General features: G+C 67.0%; 16 protein-coding genes and 1 riboswitch. Of the genes, 6 read left to right on the top strand and 10 right to left on the bottom strand.

Translation table 11 applies throughout. From position 1 onward, the window contains the following. Positions 1–18 precede the first annotated feature (18 nt). From SNE35_RS15070 to SNE35_RS15045, 6 genes are all read right to left on the bottom strand, one after another. The gene (locus SNE35_RS15070) at positions 19–579 is read right to left on the bottom strand and encodes a pilus assembly FimT family protein (protein WP_320423734.1); all 561 of its coding nucleotides are present in this window, start codon (positions 577–579) and stop codon (positions 19–21) included. Positions 580–620: 41 nt separating this feature from the next. Continuing rightward, positions 621–1,094, bottom strand: coding sequence for a type IV pilin protein (locus tag SNE35_RS15065; protein WP_320423733.1), 474 nt, complete (start codon positions 1,092–1,094; stop codon positions 621–623). An 84-nt stretch (positions 1,095–1,178) separates the two neighbouring features. Beyond that, entirely contained in the window at positions 1,179–1,697 is a 519-nt protein-coding gene (locus SNE35_RS15060; RefSeq protein WP_320423732.1) for a GspH/FimT family pseudopilin, read from the bottom strand. Between the two features lie 191 nt (positions 1,698–1,888). Further along, positions 1,889–2,332, bottom strand: coding sequence for a transcriptional regulator NrdR (gene nrdR / locus SNE35_RS15055; RefSeq protein WP_320423731.1), 444 nt, complete (start codon positions 2,330–2,332; stop codon positions 1,889–1,891). Positions 2,333–2,352: 20 nt separating this feature from the next. Beyond that, complete coding sequence (gene glyA / locus SNE35_RS15050; protein ID WP_320423730.1) at positions 2,353–3,600, bottom strand: serine hydroxymethyltransferase; 1,248 nt, start codon at positions 3,598–3,600, stop codon at positions 2,353–2,355. An 85-nt stretch (positions 3,601–3,685) separates the two neighbouring features. Then, positions 3,686–3,808, bottom strand: a riboswitch (ZMP/ZTP riboswitch). A gap of 26 nt (positions 3,809–3,834) precedes the next feature. Next, positions 3,835–4,689 (bottom strand): lytic transglycosylase domain-containing protein, encoded by an 855-nt coding sequence (locus SNE35_RS15045; RefSeq protein ID WP_320423729.1) that lies wholly within the window; start codon positions 4,687–4,689, stop codon positions 3,835–3,837. A 284-nt stretch (positions 4,690–4,973) separates the two neighbouring features. Between SNE35_RS15045 and SNE35_RS15040 the strand changes: the two genes are divergently transcribed. Continuing rightward, a complete protein-coding gene (locus SNE35_RS15040) occupies positions 4,974–6,530 on the top strand; it encodes a UbiD family decarboxylase domain-containing protein (RefSeq protein ID WP_320423728.1) in 1,557 nt (518 codons plus the stop codon). 192 nt (positions 6,531–6,722) lie between these two features. Here SNE35_RS15040 and SNE35_RS15035 read toward each other — a convergent pair whose 3' ends face one another. After that, on the bottom strand, positions 6,723–7,535 hold the full coding sequence (locus SNE35_RS15035) for a YdcF family protein (RefSeq protein ID WP_320423727.1): 813 nt from the start codon (positions 7,533–7,535) through the stop codon (positions 6,723–6,725). Here SNE35_RS15035 and SNE35_RS15030 point away from each other — a divergent pair. Beyond that, positions 7,512–11,117 (top strand): DUF748 domain-containing protein, encoded by a 3,606-nt coding sequence (locus tag SNE35_RS15030; RefSeq protein ID WP_488803603.1) that lies wholly within the window; start codon positions 7,512–7,514, stop codon positions 11,115–11,117. The genes SNE35_RS15035 and SNE35_RS15030 overlap by 24 nt on opposite strands. A gap of 3 nt (positions 11,118–11,120) precedes the next feature. On the opposite strand, the gene pdxH is transcribed toward SNE35_RS15030, so the two are convergent. Then, on the bottom strand, positions 11,121–11,762 hold the full coding sequence (gene pdxH / locus SNE35_RS15025; protein ID WP_320423725.1) for a pyridoxamine 5'-phosphate oxidase: 642 nt from the start codon (positions 11,760–11,762) through the stop codon (positions 11,121–11,123). 138 nt (positions 11,763–11,900) lie between these two features. On the opposite strand from pdxH, the gene SNE35_RS15020 reads away from it, so the two are divergent. Further along, positions 11,901–12,563: a nucleotidyltransferase family protein gene (locus SNE35_RS15020; RefSeq protein ID WP_320423724.1), complete on the top strand. Its 663-nt coding sequence runs from the start codon at positions 11,901–11,903 to the stop codon at positions 12,561–12,563. On the opposite strand, the gene SNE35_RS15015 is transcribed toward SNE35_RS15020, so the two are convergent. After that, on the bottom strand, positions 12,554–13,183 hold the full coding sequence (locus SNE35_RS15015) for a gamma-glutamylcyclotransferase (protein WP_431312742.1): 630 nt from the start codon (positions 13,181–13,183) through the stop codon (positions 12,554–12,556). The genes SNE35_RS15020 and SNE35_RS15015 overlap by 10 nt on opposite strands. A gap of 180 nt (positions 13,184–13,363) precedes the next feature. On the opposite strand from SNE35_RS15015, the gene edd reads away from it, so the two are divergent. Beyond that, the gene (gene edd, locus SNE35_RS15010; RefSeq protein ID WP_320423723.1) at positions 13,364–15,181 is read left to right on the top strand and encodes a phosphogluconate dehydratase; all 1,818 of its coding nucleotides are present in this window, start codon (positions 13,364–13,366) and stop codon (positions 15,179–15,181) included. Positions 15,182–15,239: 58 nt separating this feature from the next. After that, positions 15,240–15,869, top strand: a complete 630-nt coding sequence (locus SNE35_RS15005) for a bifunctional 4-hydroxy-2-oxoglutarate aldolase/2-dehydro-3-deoxy-phosphogluconate aldolase (protein ID WP_320423722.1) — start codon at positions 15,240–15,242, stop codon at positions 15,867–15,869. Here the strand turns inward: SNE35_RS15005 and SNE35_RS15000 are convergent, their stop codons facing one another. Next, positions 15,870–16,418: a PaaI family thioesterase gene (locus tag SNE35_RS15000; RefSeq protein ID WP_320423721.1), complete on the bottom strand. Its 549-nt coding sequence runs from the start codon at positions 16,416–16,418 to the stop codon at positions 15,870–15,872. Between the two features lie 91 nt (positions 16,419–16,509). Here SNE35_RS15000 and SNE35_RS14995 point away from each other — a divergent pair, with 91 nt between their 5' ends. Further along, positions 16,510–16,902 carry a MarR family winged helix-turn-helix transcriptional regulator gene (locus SNE35_RS14995; RefSeq protein ID WP_320423720.1) on the top strand — a complete coding sequence of 131 codons (393 nt, stop codon included), beginning with the start codon at positions 16,510–16,512 and terminating at the stop codon, positions 16,900–16,902. Positions 16,903–16,905 lie beyond the last annotated feature (3 nt).

The raw sequence follows: 16,905 nt of genomic DNA, 5'->3' as shown, positions 1-16,905 counted from the left end.
GCCGGCGCGTGTCCGTGTTTATGTGGGACATTGCGGTTCCGTCGCGATCGTGCATGTGCCGTAGCCGCTCATCGAGCCGTTCGGCGAGCAGACACTGGCTCGCCCAAGGCTGCTGAGTTCGACCCGCAGGACCGCACGCGGGCTGGAGCGCGACGAGCCGCAGACGTCGAAGAAGATATTGTTGATAGTGGGGACCAAGCGCGGCTGCGCAAACTTGAAGTTGGGCACCGCACCATCGGGGCTCCAGACCCTGAACGAGACCTGGCTGCTGGCCGGTACTCGTTCGGCCCGGACCAGTGTCTTGTCGTCGTCGCAGACGCCGGTGGTGTTCCAGCACTTGTCGCAAGAGGATGTCGTGCTCTTGATGCCGATTGCATAGCAGCTTACCTGTGTGCCGACCGGGTCACCATTTACCCACATAATCAAATCGGCTGGCCGCACGCTCTGCTCAGCCCGCAGGTAGGCCAGATCGGTGCTGATGCCGGTGGCCACAGCCTGCACGCGCCGGCGGTTGAGCATGTCGGTGAACGCCGGGGCGGCCACCGCTGCGATGATGCCGAGTACGACGATGCCGATCATCACCTCAACCAGGCCGAGTCCGTGGAGGCGCCGACTCGTCTTCATTGTGGCCAGCACGGTGAGACGAGCGCCGTGTCGGTCATGTTGCCGTCCCGGTAGCTGAGATTGCCACTGGAGACGCGAATGAAGATGTCCGCGCAGTCGGTGTCCCGTGTCTGTGGGTCGCCATTCGGTCTGGCATGAAGCTCGTAGCCGGAGACGAAGGCGACCGGAGGCGTGAGATCCTTCACCGATAGGTTGTAGTAGCCCTTCGAGGAAACCGCGGTGCCGATCAGTGTTACCGGATCGGACGCGTAGGTGGCTTGGTTGCTGCGATAGCGTTCCTGCGCCTGCAGCATCGCCGACAGCGCCACGCGGGCGTCCTGACGTCGGGACTTCATGATGTACTGCTGATAACTGGGAATCGCCACCGCGGCCAGGATGCCGGCCACAACGACGACGATCATCAGTTCGATCAGCGTGAACCCACGTGGCGATCGGAGCGGCCGGAGCGGACTGTGGAATGGCTCACGCATGGCGCGATTATGTAAAGCTTGTTTGCAATCGTTGTCTCGCTATCGTGCCGCCTGTCTGCCGGGCTTGACCGTTCATCGGTTCGACTATTGCGCCTTCTTGCCGTCGCAGCGCGGCAGTGACCCTGAGCCCGGCGCGCGGGTGCAAGTGCGAATGCGACCCATGCTGCTGACCACTTGGCTGATGTCCTCGCCTTCATCGTTGGCGATGCTGATCGTGGGGGCAGGAGTGACAGTGCCCAGCCGTGGGTCAAAGGTGATGCTGGACCAGTTCGACTGCACGGTGACGCCACGCAAGCGCGGCAGCCACACGAGCTTCAGCGGGTGGGTGCCGTTGGTGCAGACGGCTGTCCCGGCCATTTCCGCCACGCTTCCCCGGCATTCGCACCTGCCCTTGTCGCCGACTTCGAGTAGGTAGCAACTGCCTAGCATGCTGTCGCTGAAGCGTAGTCGCACTGGCACGCTGAGCCGCGCGGCCTCGCTGCGACCGAATCGGATGTCGGTCAGCACCGCGTCGGCGATCGACTTCAGTTGCTGGTGCCTTTTCATGCCGGTCAGCGTGGGCAGAGCGATGGCGACGATGATGCCGATGACCGCCAGCGTCACGAGAAGTTCGATGGCGCCGATGCCGTGGGAGCGTATTCCGGACGAAGTGCTTGACCACATAGCTGATGCCTCGACGGCGTGTCCATCACGGACCGCACTGTGCGGGCTGCACGTGGTGGAACGCCATCATGGCCTATAGGGGGGTGGTCTCTCTTAGTAGACGACCGCCGGCTTCAAGCGTGGGGGGCGCTTCAGATCTCGCGGATCAACTGCCGGAACTCGTCCACGTCCTCGAAGCTTCGGTAGACCGAGGCGAAGCGCACGTAGGCGACCTTGTCGATTTTCTTCAGCTCGCGCATCACGAGCTCGCCGACGCGGGTGGACGGCAGTTCGCGCACGCCGCTGGTCAGCAGCTTTTCTTCGATGCGCGCAAGGGCGGCATCGATCTGCTCGATGCTCACTGGGCGCTTGCGTAGCGCCAGTTGCATCGAGGCTCGCAGCTTCTTGGGGTCGAAGTCTGCGCGGGTACCGTCTTTCTTCACCACCACGGGCAGGGCGATTTCGGCCCGCTCGTAGGTGGTGAAACGCTTGTCGCAGTGCAGGCAGCGGCGCCTGCGCCGGATGACGTCGCCCTCGTCCGATTCTCGGGTCTCGGCGACCTGGGTCTCGGTGTGGGAGCAGAACGGGCAACGCATCGCGGCGGTTCAGCGAGCGATCAGCGGTAGACCGGGAAGTCGCGCGTCAGCGCGGCGACCTTCTCGCGCACGGTGGCGAGGTTGGCCTCGTCGTGCGGCTTGTCCAGCACGTCGGCGATCAGGTGAGCGGTGAGACGCACCTGCTCCTCCTTGAAGCCGCGGGTCGTCATGGCTGGCGTGCCGAGGCGGATGCCGCTGGTGACCATCGGCTTCTGCGGGTCGTTCGGGATGCCGTTCTTGTTGCAGGTCATGTGGGCCAGGCCCAGCACGGCTTCGGCTTCCTTGCCGGTCATGTTCTTCGGGCGCAGGTCGACCAGCATCACGTGGCTCTCGGTGCGGCCGGAGACGATGCGCAGGCCGCGCTCGGTCAGCGTGTCGGCCAGCACCTTGGCGTTCTTGACCACCTGTTCCTGGTAGGCCTTGAACTCGGGCGTCAGCGCTTCCTTGAAGGCCACGGCCTTGCCGGCGATCACGTGCATCAGCGGGCCGCCCTGGATGCCCGGGAAGATGGCGCTGTTGATCTGCTTGGCGACGTGGTCCTTCATCAGGATGAAGCCGCCGCGCGGGCCGCGCAGGCTCTTGTGCGTGGTCGAGGTGACGACGTCCGCGTGCGGCACCGGGTTCGGGTAGACGCCCGCGGCGATCAGGCCGGCGTAGTGGGCCATGTCGACCATGAAGTAGGCGCCGATCTCCTTGGCGATGCGGGCGAAGCGCTCGAAATCGATGCGCAGCGCAAAGGCCGAGGCGCCGGCGATGATCAGCTTCGGCTTGTGCTCGCGGGCCGTGGCTTCCATCGCGTCATAGTCGATGTCTTCCTGGGCGTTCAGGCCGTAGCTGACGACCTTGAACCACTTGCCGCTCATGTTCAGCGGCATGCCGTGCGTCAGGTGGCCGCCTTCCGCCAGGCTCATGCCCATGATCGTGTCGCCGGGCTGCAGCAGGCCGAAGAACACGCCCTGGTTGGCTTGCGAGCCGGAGTTCGGCTGCACGTTGGCGTTTTCGGCGCCGAACAGTTGCTTCAGGCGATCGATGGCCAGTTGCTCGACCACGTCCACGTATTCGCAGCCGCCGTAGTAGCGCTTGCCGGGATAGCCCTCGGCGTACTTGTTGGTCAGCTGGCTGCCCTGCGCCTGCATGACGGCGGGCGAGGTGTAGTTCTCCGAGGCGATCAACTCGATGTGATCTTCCTGGCGCTGGTTCTCGTTCTGGATGGCCGTCCACAGATCCGGGTCGACCTGGGCGAGGGTGGAGGTGTTGCGATCAAACATATGGGTTGGCACTGCTCAAGCTAGAGGTGGAGTCCCTGGCGGCCCACCGGGCTGCGCATGAAACAACAAGCGCGGCCAGTGAGTGCAGGGGTGCCCAGGCGAACGGCGGAAGACAGACGGCGGGTCTGTTCGCGCTTCCCGGTGGTCCACCACCTCGGGCTGCCGGATCGGTCCTCGGCAGCCTTGATCGCCAGTCGCGCGAATGGGAGAGTGTAGCGCCCCGGGGCGGGGCGTTCAGTGGATGTCGTGCAGCATCGCCACGCGCTCGTCGGCGGCCGGGGCGGGCGGAGTCGCCGGGTCGCGGACCATGCGGGGCTGCAGCGGCGGCACGTTGCGGCCCGCGGCCACGGCCTTCATCTGCTCGGCTTCGGCCAGCACGCGCGAGGCGTAGCCCGCATCGTCCGTCATATTGGCGGCGCCGACGTAGTAGCGCAGGCCTTCCTCGATGCCGCCAGCGCGTTGGATGCACTCCTTCAGCACCTGCACGCCGACACGGACGTTTGTCACCGGATCGAAGGCTGCGAAGGTACCCCCGAAGGCTTCGTACTTGTCGTCGTGGACGCGCGTCATCACCTGCATCAGGCCCTGCGCGCCCACGGAGCTTTGGGCAAACGGGTTGAACCCGGACTCGATCGCCATCACGGCCAGGATCAGGGTCGGCTCGACGTGGGCGCGTTGGCCGGCTGTCCAGGCCTCTTGCACCAAGCGGCTGACCGGTTCCGGCGCCACGCGGTAGCGGCGCGACAGCCATTGGGCCACCGCAGCCTGCTGGCGATTCAGGTCGCGCGGGTTCGACGCGGTGGCGCGCGCGATCGCATCGGGTTCGGCCGTGCCATAGAGCGTGTTGCCTTCGGCCTCGGCGCGAGCTTCCTGACGAGCATTCAGCCAGCCGAAAGCCTTCGATTCGAGCTGGTGGCGCAACTCGGCCTGGCTGACGAAGGTCAGCGCCACCGCCACGACGGCCAGACCCAGCAGGGCCAGCGTGTTGTGGCTGACGACCAGGAGCCCCTGGCCGATGTCCTTCACGAACAGGGACGTCGCCTCACCGGTGCGGCGGGCGAGGGATAGAACTTCTTGACGCGCTGTCATGCGACTCCTTTCTTCTCTCCCGCACCAAGAGGCCTCGTCGGCTTGCCGGCGAGGCCTCTCGGGAGCGGTAGTGATAATGGGCCGGTCCCTGCGACTTGTCTCGGGGCTCATCATCAGATGTGCCAGAGACCAGGCGCTGACCGGCGTCCATCGGCAGCGAGGTGGCTCGTTCCCTCCCAAAGGTCGAGCCACGGGTAAACCCTTGATGATCAAGGGCAGGCGGATTCTAGAGATCAAAAATAACCAGTCAAGCTTATTGACTGGCTTCTAAATTACCATAAGTTATGAAGTACCGAGATCTGCGTGATTTCATTCACGGGCTGGAGGGCATGGGCGAGCTGCGGCGCGTGCTGGAGCCGGTCTCCCCCCATCTGGAGGTGACGGCGCTCAGCGACCGTGTTTTGCGGGCCGAGGGTCCGGCGCTGCTGTTCGAAAAGCCGGCGGGCTATGCGACACCTGCGCTTACCAATCTTTTCGGCACGACGCGGCGCGTCGCGCTCGGCATGGGCGCGCAGAGCCTACAGGAGCTTCGCGATGTAGGCCACGTGCTCGCCAACCTGAAGGAGCCCGAGCCGCCCAAGGGTCTGAAGGATGTCGGACGCCTGCTGGAAATGGGAAAGGCGCTGTGGGACATGAAGCCTCGCGTGGTCGGCCGAGGCGCGTGCCAGGAGGAGATCCTGGAAGGCGACGACATCGACCTGAAGGCCTTGCCCATCCAGACTTGCTGGCCCGGCGACGTTGGCCCGCTGATCACCTGGGGCCTCGTGATCACCCGCGGGCCGCAGAGCGTCGAGAAGCCGCGCCTGCGGCAGAACCTGGGCATCTACCGGCAGCAGGTGATCGGGCGGCGGCAACTGATCATGCGCTGGCTCGCCCATCGCGGCGGGGCGCTGGATTTCCGCGACTTCGCGCTGGCGAACCCGGGCCAGCCCTTTCCGATCGCCGTGGCGCTTGGCGCCGATCCGGCGACCATCCTCGGTGCCGTGACTCCGGTGCCGGACAGCCTGTCCGAATACCAGTTCGCCGGCTTGCTGCGCGGGTCGCGCACCGAGTTGGTCGACAGCGGCGTCGGCGAGGCGGGCCGCATGCTGCAGGTGCCGGCCAGCGCGGAGATCGTGCTGGAGGGCCGCATTCCCGTGGCCGCGCCGGGCTATGTCGGTGTCAGCGAGGACGGCATCCCGCTGAAAGAGAAGGGCGGTTACCTGCACGCGCTGGAGGGCCCCTACGGCGATCACACTGGCTATTACAACGAGCAGGACTGGTTCCCGGTCTTCGAGCTGACGAGGCTCACGCGCCGTGCCAACCCGATCTACCACTCCACCTACACCGGCAAGCCGCCCGACGAGCCCGCCATCCTCGGCGTTGCGCTCAACGAAGTCTTCGTGCCGATCCTGCAGAAACAGTTCAGCGAGATCGTCGACTTCTATCTGCCGCCTGAGGGCTGCAGTTACCGCATGGCCGTGATCTCGATCCGCAAGGCCTATCCCGGTCACGCCAAGCGCCTGATGTTCGGCCTGTGGAGCTACCTGCGGCAGTTCATGTACACGAAGTTCATCGTCATCGTGGACGAGGACGTCGACATCCGCGACTGGAAGGAAGTCGTCTGGGCCATCACGACCCGGATGGACCCGGTGCGCGACACGACCTTGGTCGATAGCACGCCGATCGACTACCTGGACTTCGCGTCACCGGTCAGCGGCCTGGGCGGCAAGATGGGGCTGGACGCGACCAACAAGTGGCCCGGCGAGACGACCCGCGAATGGGGCCGCGCGATCACGATGCCGGCCGAGGTCGAGCAGCGCGCAGAGCAACTCTTCGAACGATTGTTTGTCAATCGGTGAACAGGAGCGGTGGCGAGCCTTGAAAGGCCTGGGCGACTCGCCTAAGTTTGTAAGGCCTTCTCAAGGCAAACACTCTGGCGCAATCTTTGCGCGCCAGGAGCCCCTCGGCAAATCGCCCTGGAGCCCCAAAGGTGGCGTCAGCCACCCGCCCCTTCCAGCCTTCAGGTTGGGAGGGGTTTCTATTTGTGGCGCTCAGTGGCCGGCCAAGCTGCCTAGCCATTCGTAGACGACGTAGCGCACGCCTGAGGCGCCTTCCCCGCTTGGGCACCAATCGAGCCATGCGCCGGTGCCGTTAGACATCAGGCCGACCGGTGCCGCGATGATCTCCATCGCGTTCGCACCCTGGGCTGCTTCATGGAAATTCTTCAGCGCCCGTGGCATGTGCTCGACGTGCGTGACCAGAACCAGCTTGCGCACGCCAGAAGCCTTCAGCAAGGGTAGGCTCAGGCTGGCGTTCTCTCGTGTGTCGCGTGACCGGCTCTCCGCCCAACGCAGGGGCGTGTCGAATTGATCGCGCGCGGCGCGCTCGACCAGCGCAGCTTCGGTAAAGAGCTTATTCCGGGCACCCCAGCCGATGCCGCCGGTGAAACCCAGCGGCGCCTCCAGTCGGCGCGCGAGCCATACGCCATAGCGCAGGCGCTCTTCCGTCAACGGCTGGAGGCCTGGGCCCATGTACTCGGGCACATAGTCGCGCACCCCCGCGCCAAGCACCAGCACGGCCACGTCGTGCGTCGCGAGTTGCTGCCGGTGCAACGCAGCCAAGTCCCGTGCATTCAATGCGGCGGGCGTATCTAGCAGGTAGCGGTTCAGCCAGCGCGTGCTGCCTTCGCAGCAGCTCAACCACAGGCCGAGAAGCCCGAGCATCAGCATCGACATGCCCCAGCGCATGTGCCGCCGAAGCATCAGCACGCCCCCCAGGGCGATCAGCAACATCAGCGGAACCGGAGGCAGCAGCAGAACCAGCAACAAGGGCTTCAGGCCATGGACGAGGTCAGCGATGTTCAAGTTCTCAATTCTTTCCAAGAAATAATGCGGCTCCAGATCGATCAGAGTCTCGTCTTCCGCATGTCAATGCCAAGTCCTTCCCGAACCCTCCGGCGCTGGGCGCTAAGCATACTGGGCGTCATCGTCCTGTTGATGGTGGCCGGCTGGCTGCTCGTGCCGCGCTGGCTTGCAGGCCCAGGCATGCGCATGGCGGGCGAGGCCCTCGGCCGGCCGGTCAGCGTTGCGGACGTGCACTTCGAGCCCTGGCGACTGGCGCTTGCGCTCGATGGCCTGCAGATCGCCGGCGCCAAACCCTCGGATCCACCGCTGCTCACGCTCGCCCATGTGGAGACGACCTTGTCTCTGCGCTCGATCTGGCACCTGAACCCCGTGCTGTCCTCGCTGCGGATCGAGCGGCCGGTCCTGCGCCTGAGCCGCACGTCGGAAGGTCACTACGACGTCGACGACCTGATCGCTCGCTTCTCGAAGCCTTCTGCACCGGAGGCCAATGCCGAACCCGCGCGCTTCGGGCTCTACAACATCCAGCTGCATCAGGGTCAGGTCTTGTTCGATGACCAGCCGGTCAAGCAAAAGCACGAGCTCAGCGATCTGCAAATCGAGCTGCCCTTTCTGTCGACGCTTGCGGCCGACGTCGAAGTGGCCGTCAAGCCGCTCGTCAGCGGCAAGCTCAACGGCGTCTCCTTCGGCAGCGACGGCCAGTTGCTGCCCTTCGCCGCCCAGCGGCAGGCTCGCCTCGATCTCAAGATCGACAAGCTGGACCTGGCGCCCTACCTGGACTACCAGCCAGCCGACCTGCCCTTGAGGTTGAAGCAGGGTCATGTGGACCTCAAGCTCAGCGCCAACTTCAGTCAGCCCGCCAAGGATGGCCCGCAGCTGCAGTTGAGCGGCGAGATCGGCCTTGGCGACGTCGCGCTGCAGACGCCCGCAGGCCAGCCCTGGCTGGACTGGCGCGAACTGCATATCGCGTTAAAGGACGTGCAGCCGCTGCGGCGCCACGTCCAGCTGGGTGCCGTGCAATGGACCGGCGTTGCCTTGCGCCTGAATCGTGACGCCAATGGCCACCTCTGGCTGCCTGGCGGCGGTGGCGACATCAGCAGCGGCGACACGCCCGCAGCGGCATCAACGCCCTGGACCATTGGCCTGGACGGCTTCGAGCTGAAGGATGCCGCCGTCGACTGGCATGATGCCTCGCTGCCTGCACCGGTGGCACTGAGTGCGAGCGACATCCAGGCCAAGCTCGGCGCACTCTCCTGGCCGCTGAAAGGATCGACACCGCTGAACTACGCGTTGCGGATCGCTGCGCCGGGCGGCAAGGTGCAACCGGCTCAGCTGCAGGGCGCGGGCAGCCTGGCTGCCGAGCAGCTGTCGCTGAAGAGCGGCTGGCAGGACCTGAGCCTGGCCGATTTCGGCCCATACCTGCAAGCGCAACTGCCCGCCGCGCTGAAGGGGCAGTTCAGCGGGCAGGTCACGCTGGCGGTTCAGCGCCCGCTTGAGCCCGACGCCGCGAACCGCGCGACGCTGGAATTGCAGGATCTGCGCGTCGCCAAGCTGGCGCTCGAAACGCTGCGGCCCGCGGAGCCGGTGTTCGCGGCTGAAGCGCTGGAGCTGGATGCGCTGAAGCTCGACCTGGGGGCGAAGCTCGTGCAGGCCGGTGAGCTGAGCCTGCGGCGCCCGAGCGTGCAGGCCGTCCGCGCGGCCGATGGCCGCTGGCGGCACGACGCGCTGATGCCGCCCAGCGCCGCTGCGACAAGCACTGCCCAGCCGGAGCCCGCATCGGCGTGGCGTCTCGCGCTGCAGGGCATTGCTATCGATCAGGGTTCGCTGCGCCTGCAGGATGCCCAGGCCGGCGACGCCGCCATCGAGGCCAAGGACATCAAGCTGCGCCTGCAGAACCTTGCCTGGCCGGCCAGCAGCAAGGCGGCGATCCCGGCCGAGCTGAGTCTTGCCCTCGACCGGGCTCGCGACAACAAGGCCACCAACTCCGCAAGAAGCGTGGGTCGCCTGCAATGGAAGGGTCAGGTCTTGCTCGCACCGCTGAGCATCAGCGGCAAGCTGCAGGCCGATCAGTTGCCGGTCCACCTCGTCGGGCCTTATCTCGACAAGACCTGGGGCATCCAGCTGCGCCGCGCCGACCTGGGCCTGAAGGGCGAATTCGCTGCCACGCAGGCCTCCGCCGGTTGGCAGGCTTCCTGGAACGGCGATGTGCACATCGGACCGCTGCGAGTGACCCAGGCCATCGGCGAGGAAGGGCAGGGCGGTGCCGGTGCCGAGCTGTTGCGCTGGCAGACCCTCGACCTGAACGGCCTGGCGCTGCGAAGCAAGCCCGGCGAGCCGATGGACGTGACGGTGGCGAACGCGCTGCTCGATGACTACTACATGCGGCTGAACATCGACGAGAAGGGGCGATTCAACGTCAGCGACCTGGGCGGGGCCGGCGCACCGAAGACGGCAGAAGCGCCGGGCGCCGCAGCTTCGGCCGCGGCGCCGCCAACCTCGCCGGCCTCCTCGCCCGCGCTGCGGCTGAGCCTGGGCGGTCTGAAGTTCAGCAAGGGACAGGTCGACTTTTCCGACCATTTCGTCCGCCCCAACTACAGCGCGGCACTGTCCGAGGTGAACGGCACCCTCGGCGCCTTCACCACCGGCCCGGACGTCAAGGCCCCGCTGAGCATGCGCGGCAAGGTCCAGGGCACCGGCGACCTCGATGTCGAGGGCTGGCTCAACCCGACCGGCGCACCCTTGACGATGGACATCAAGGCGCGCACCAGCGACATCGAATTGCCGCCGCTGTCACCGTACGCGGCCAAGTACGCCGGCTATGCGATCACACGCGGCAAGCTGTCCTCGCAGGTCGAGTACAAGATCGACGCCTCCGGCCAGCTCCAGGCGAGCAACAAGATCACGCTGGATCAACTGACCTTCGGCGATCACGTGGACGGCCCGGATGCGACGACCCTGCCGGTGCTGCTGGCCGTGGCGTTGCTGAAGGACTCCAACGGCGTCATCGATCTCGACCTGCCTGTCAGCGGCTCGATCAACGACCCGGAGTTCAGCATCGGCGGCATCGTCTGGAAGCTGATCGGCAATCTGCTGAAGAAGGCACTGCTCTCGCCGTTCTCGTTGTTCTCCGGCAGCGATGGCGGTGATGCGAGCCAGGCCGCCTTCGCGCCGGGCAGCGCGGAGCCCGGTGCGCCGGAGCAACTCGACAAGGTCGCCAAGATGCTGGCCGAACGCCCGGGGCTGGATCTGACGATCACCGGATGGGCCGGCGCCGCGGCCGACAGCCAGGCCCTGCAGCAGAAGCTGGGCGCAGCGGCGGCCGATGCCGAGCGCAAGCGCGCCGAGCGGCGCCAACAGCGCGGTGCGGCCGCCGCAGCGGCGCCGGCGGCTGCGGCCAGCGCGCCGCCGGTCAGCGACGAGCAATTGACCCAGCTCGCGACCGCGCGCGCCAGCGCGATCCGCGACGCGCTGATCGCCAAGGGCATCGCGAACGGCCGCCTGTTCCTTGCCACGCCCCGGCTTGCTGATGCGGCCAATGCGGCGGACTGGCAACCCCACGCCGAGCTGTCCCTCAGCGCGCGCTGAGGATCAGGGCGCCAGCCGCTCCATGACCCAGGAGCCGCTCTCGTCCCGCTGGTAGCGCAGGCGATCATGCAGGCGGGACTTGCGGCCCTGCCAGAACTCCCAGCACTCCGGCACCAGCCGGTAGCCGCCCCAGTACGGCGGACGCGCGGGGTTCAGGCCGTGGGTGACCGCCATCTTGGCGGCGTTGGCGACCAAGGTGGCGCGCGAGGCGATCACCTCGCTCTGCGGCGAGGCCCAGGCGCCCAGGCGCGAGTCGAGCGGCCGCGAGCGGTAGTAGTCGTCGGACTCCTGGTCCGACACCTTCTCCACCCGGCCCTCGATCCGCACGACCCGTTCCAGGTCCACCCAGTGGAACTGCAGCGCCGCGAACGGATGGGCGGCGAGCTCGCGGCCCTTGCGGCTGTCGTAGTTGGTGAACCAGACAATGCCGCGCTCATCGAAGGCCTTGATCAGCACGATGCGCGTGGACGGCCTGCCATCGGCACCGACGGTGGCCAAGGTCATCGCATTGGGCTCGTGCACCTCGTCCGAGGCCAGCGCGTGTTCGAACCACTGGCTGAACTGGCGCAGCGGGTCGGCGGCGGCCACCTTCTCGTCCAGCTCGCCCAGCTCGTAGCTCTTTCGGAGATCGGATAGTTTGCTCATCGGGGAATTGTGCTTGTTCCGGCCGCCTACCCACTTCCGTGGACGGTAGAAAGCCTTAGGTATAGGCCCCAGTATTGCCACCCCCGGGCCGGCGGCATGCTGTCAATGGCGCGAATCCAGCAGAAGGAAGTAGAAGGAATGAGCAAACGGCGACCCGTAGTCGTCGTGCTGGCAGCGGGGCGCGGCATGCGCTTCCGCGGACCTGGGCACAAGCTGATGCAGCAGCTCGGGCCAAATGCCGACATGACGGCCGACCTGACGGCCGACACCATGCTGTCTCGCACACTTCGCCATGCGTTGGAGACGGGGCTGCGCGTCGTCGTGGTCACCAGCGCTGCGCTGGCGCCCGCGGTGCGCAAGCTGGTTGCGTCGCAGGATCTCGTCGAGATGCCGGAGTTCGACGGCCGTGGCCGTCCGAGCCAGGTCGGCATGGGTCATTCGATCGCGGCCGGCGTCAGCGCCACCGGCGATGCGGACGGCTGGCTGATCGTCCCGGCCGACATGCCGCTGATGCGTCCCGCCAGCATGCGTGCTGTCGCCGATGCCATCGATCATTTCCCGGTCGCCTATGCGCAGTACCGCGGCCGGCGCGGCCATCCGGTCGGTTTCAGCGCCGAGCTGTACTCGGAGCTGGTGGACCTGCACGGCGACGATGGTGCACGGCGCCTGCTGGCGCGCTACCCGTCGCAGCCGGTGGATGTGGACGACCCCGGCGTGCTGGTCGACATCGACACCGAAGACGACCTCGCGCGCCTGCTGAAGGCCGCCGAACCGTCCGACTCGCCCTCCGATCAGCGCTGATCGTGCGTCGTCAGCGGCAGGCACAGCCCGTGCCGCGCCGCCAGGTGCCATTGGCGCTCCAGCTCGGCATCGCGGATGCCGTGGTCGCGCAGGCCCTGCACGGTGCGCAGCAGGTAGTCCAAGGTCGTGCCGTAGCGGCCGCGCGCGTGGGCAAAGATGTGCAGCAACTGGGCGTCGTCGATTTCACCGGTCCAGTTCGGGCTGCGGCGCGAGAGGGTGAAGGCCAGCGCCCTCAAGGGGCCTTGCGGTGTCTCGCAGTTCAGCCAGCGGGGCTCGTAGACGCCGGTGGGCATCTCGCGCGCCCACAAGGTGGTCAGCACCGATTCGCCCTGGGCCGCGGGCACGCGGTAGACGAGGCCGCGGCAACTGCCGCCTGACAGCAGCGCCAGCACCAGGCCGGGCTCCTCCGGGCTGCCTCGGTTCACGCGCGAGCGCATGCGCAGCGCCCGGTGGTGGCCCAGCACACGGGCGGGGCGGCATTCGCTGAACTCGAAATCCGGTCGCCAGATCAGCGAACCGTAGGCGAACAGCAGTAGATCCTGGGGCGGATCGCTGCGCCACTGCGCCAGCGTACGGGCGAACAGGGCCTGGGTGTCGCGAGGTGGGTAGGGCAACTGCATCGACGGGCGCATGGGGGCTAATGTTGACACGGTCGTGACGCGACATTGGCATGGCATTCGACTTGCCCGCGGGTTCCTGTCGCAGGCGCGCTGCTGTACCCTCGATGTAACCCGGGCGCGGGCCTGATCTTGTAATATGGTTACTGGTTCGAACACCGTCGAGTTACATCGCTAGCCTCTATGAACAAGACCCTCCTGGCCGTAACCGAGCGCATTCGCCAGCGCAGTGCCGACAGCCGCGGGGCCTATCTCGACGGCGTGGACAAGCTGGCCGGCCGCAAGCGCGGCGTCGAGCGGATGGGCTGCGCGAACGTCGCCCACGCGGTGGCCGCGATGCCCGCGAACGACAAACTGCGCATCGTCGAGGAGAAGGCGCCCAACATCGCCATCGTGACGGCCTACAACGACATGTTGTCCGCCCACCAGCCCTACGAGGGCTACCCGGCCCTGATCCGCGAGGCCGCCCACGCACTGGGCGCCACGGCGCAGGTGGCGGGCGGCACGCCGGCGATGTGTGACGGCGTTACCCAGGGACTGCCGGGCATGGAGATGTCCCTGTTCTCGCGGGACACGATCGCGATGAGCACCGCCATCTCGCTGAGTCATGATGTTTTCGATGCCGCGCTGCTGCTGGGCATCTGCGACAAGATCGTGCCGGGCCTGCTGATCGGTGCGCTGCATTTCGGCCATCTGCCCTGCGTCTTCGTGCCGGCCGGCCCGATGAGCAGCGGCCTCTCCAACAGCGCCAAGGCCAAGGTGCGCGAGCAATACGCGCAGGGCCTGGTCGGCCGCGAGGAACTGCAGAAGGCCGAGTCCGCCGCCTATCACGGCGCCGGCACCTGCACCTTCTACGGCACCGCCAACAGCAACCAGATGCTGCTGGAGGCCATGGGCCTGCATGTGCCGGGTGCCGCCTTCGTGCATCCGCACGACGACCTTCGCGAGGCGCTGACCCGCCAGGCCGTCAGCACCGTGCTGTCGATCGCGCCCAAAGCGAACTACACGCCGATCGGCCGGCTGGTGGACGAGCGCTGCATCGTCAACGCTATGGTCGCGCTGCTGGCGACCGGCGGCTCGACGAACCACCTGATCCACTGGGTTGCCGTTGCCCGCTCGGCCGGCATCCTGATCGACTGGACGGACTTCTCCGAACTCTCCGCCGTCGTGCCGTTGCTGGCGCGCGTGTACCCGAACGGCAGCGCCGACGTGAACCAGTTCCAGGAAGCCGGCGGCCCCGGCTTCGTGATCCGCGAGCTGCTCGATGCCGGCCTGATGCACGAAGACGTGCTGAGCGTGGCCGGCGCCTCGCTGCGCCCGTTCGCCCGCGTGCCCGCGCTCGGCGAGGACAAGTCGGTCCAATGGCAAGATCTGGCCCCGGCCAGCGGCGACGACACCGTCGTGCGCACGGCGGCCGAGCCCTTCAGCGCCACCGGCGGCCTGAAGCTGCTGCAGGGCAACCTGGGCCGGGCGGTGATCAAGGTGTCCGCCGTGCCGGAAGACCGCCATATCGTCGAGGCGCCGTGCCGCATCTTCGACAGCCAGGATGCGATGCAGGATGCCTTCAAGGCCGGCGAGCTGGAGAAGGACGTCGTCGTCGTCGTCCGCTTCCAGGGCCCGCACGCCAACGGCATGCCCGAGCTGCACAAGCTGACGCCGCCGCTGGCCGTGCTGCAGAACAAGGGCTTCAAGGTTGCGCTGGTGACCGATGGCCGCATGAGCGGCGCCTCCGGCAAGGTGCCGGCCGCCATCCACGTCAGCCCCGAGGCACTGGCCGGCGGACCGCTGGGCAAGCTGCGCGATGGTGACGTTGTGCGCATGGACGCCGTCACCGGCGAGCTGACCGCCTTGGTGCCGCAGGCCGAGTGGGATGCCCGCGGCCAGGCCCAGATCACTGCGGCCCATGCCTACGACAACGGCCACGGCCTGGGCCGCGACCTCTTCGCCGGCATGCGGCGCAATGCGCGCACGGCCGAAGAGGGCGCCATTACTTGGCTCTGATCCATCTGGCTCTGAGCCATCTGGCTCTGAAATTCACTTCAAGATTGGCAAGCACATCATGATCGACAACACCCTCAGCCTGGCCGCTCACGGCCCCGTCATTCCCGTCATCGTCATCCAGCGCCTGGAAGACGCGGTGCCGCTGGCCGAGGCGCTGGTCGCCGGCGGCGTGCGCGTGCTGGAAGTGACCCTGCGCACGCCGGTGGCCCTGAAGGCGATGGAGGCCATGGCCAAGGCCGTGCCCGACGCGATCGTCGGCGCCGGCACGCTGCGTAGCGTGGCCGACGTGAAGGCCGCGCGCGATGCCGGCTGCCAGTTCGGCGTCAGCCCCGGCTATACCGACGCCATCGGCGCCGCCTGCCGCGAGCAGGGCCTGCCCCTGCTGCCCGGCGTCAGCACCGCCAGCGAGGTCATGCAGGCCAATGCAGGTGGCTACGGTTTCCTGAAGCTGTTCCCGGCCACTGCAGTGGGTGGCGTGAACCTGCTGAAAGCGCTGGCCGGTCCGTTCCCGGACGTGGTCTTCTGCCCCACCGGCGGCATCACGCTGGAGACGGCGCCGCAGTTCCTTTCGCTGCCCAACGTCAAGGTCTGCGGCGGCTCCTGGCTGACGCCGGCGGACGCGGTGGAGAAGGGCGACTGGGCGCGCATCACCAAGCTCGCGGCCGAAGCCGCGGCGATCAAGCGCTGATCAGGCGCCCGGCATCTCGAACACCAGGCAGGTCGTGCTCGCGTGAGCATAGAGCTTGCCGTCATGGCCGACGATGCTCGCCTCGGCCGTGGCCGTCTGCCGGCCTGAGTGCACGACCTTGCCGATCGCCCGCACCAGCGGGATCTTGTGCGTCAGCGTGCGCACCAGGTTCACCTTGAACTCCAGCGTCGTGTAGGCGCGGCCCACCGGCATCGTCGTGTGCACGGCGCAGCCCAGTGCCGAATCGAGCAGCGTCGCGTACCAGCCGCCGTGCACGCTGCCCAGCGGGTTGTAGTGCTTGAACAGCGGCCGACCCTGGAACACGGCCTCACCGAAGGCCACCGAGACCAGCGTGAAGTCCATCGTCTGCGCGATCGGTGGCGGCGGCAGTTCGCCGTTCAGCAGCGCCTGCATCGTCTCCAGGCCGGTGCGGCCGATCACTTGCTCGCGGCGTGCCACGCCCGGCTCCTGCTGCATGCGTCCCCGCAGGGCGGCCTCGTCGGCCATCCACTGCTGCAACACCTCATCGTGACTGCTCGTCTCGCTCATCGTCCGGCTCCTGGAAATTTGTATCTGCAATTATTGTAGATACAATGATTCGATGGCAAGGGACGTCATGAGCCCCCAGGGCTGCACGAACATGAAACTGCGACAGCTGACGCGGCGCGTGACGCAGCTCGCTGAGCCGCATTTCGCCGCCAGCGGGCTGAAGACGACGCAGTACGCGCTGCTGTCGCACGTGGTCAAGCTGGGTCCGCTGTCGCCCGGCACGCTGGCCCGCCGGATGGAACTCGATGCCTCGACCCTGACGCGCAACCTGCAGCCGCTGGTGGCCGGCGGCTGGGTCGAGCAACTGCCGGGCGAGGACGGACGCAGCCGGCTCGTCCAGGCCACGCCCGCCGGCATCGCCAAGCGCGCGGAGATGCAGGCCGACTGGAAGCGCGCGCAGCTGTCCATCAACGCCACTTTGGGGGACGAGCGTGTGTTGCGCCTGCACGCCTTGCTGGACGAGTGCATGGCCCTGATGCGCTAGCCT

The sequence above is a fragment of the Roseateles agri genome (genome assembly GCF_034043675.1).
In the GTDB taxonomy this organism is placed as follows: Bacteria; Pseudomonadota; Gammaproteobacteria; order Burkholderiales; family Burkholderiaceae_C; genus KK5.
This window is presented reverse-complemented; position numbering and strand designations above follow the sequence as displayed.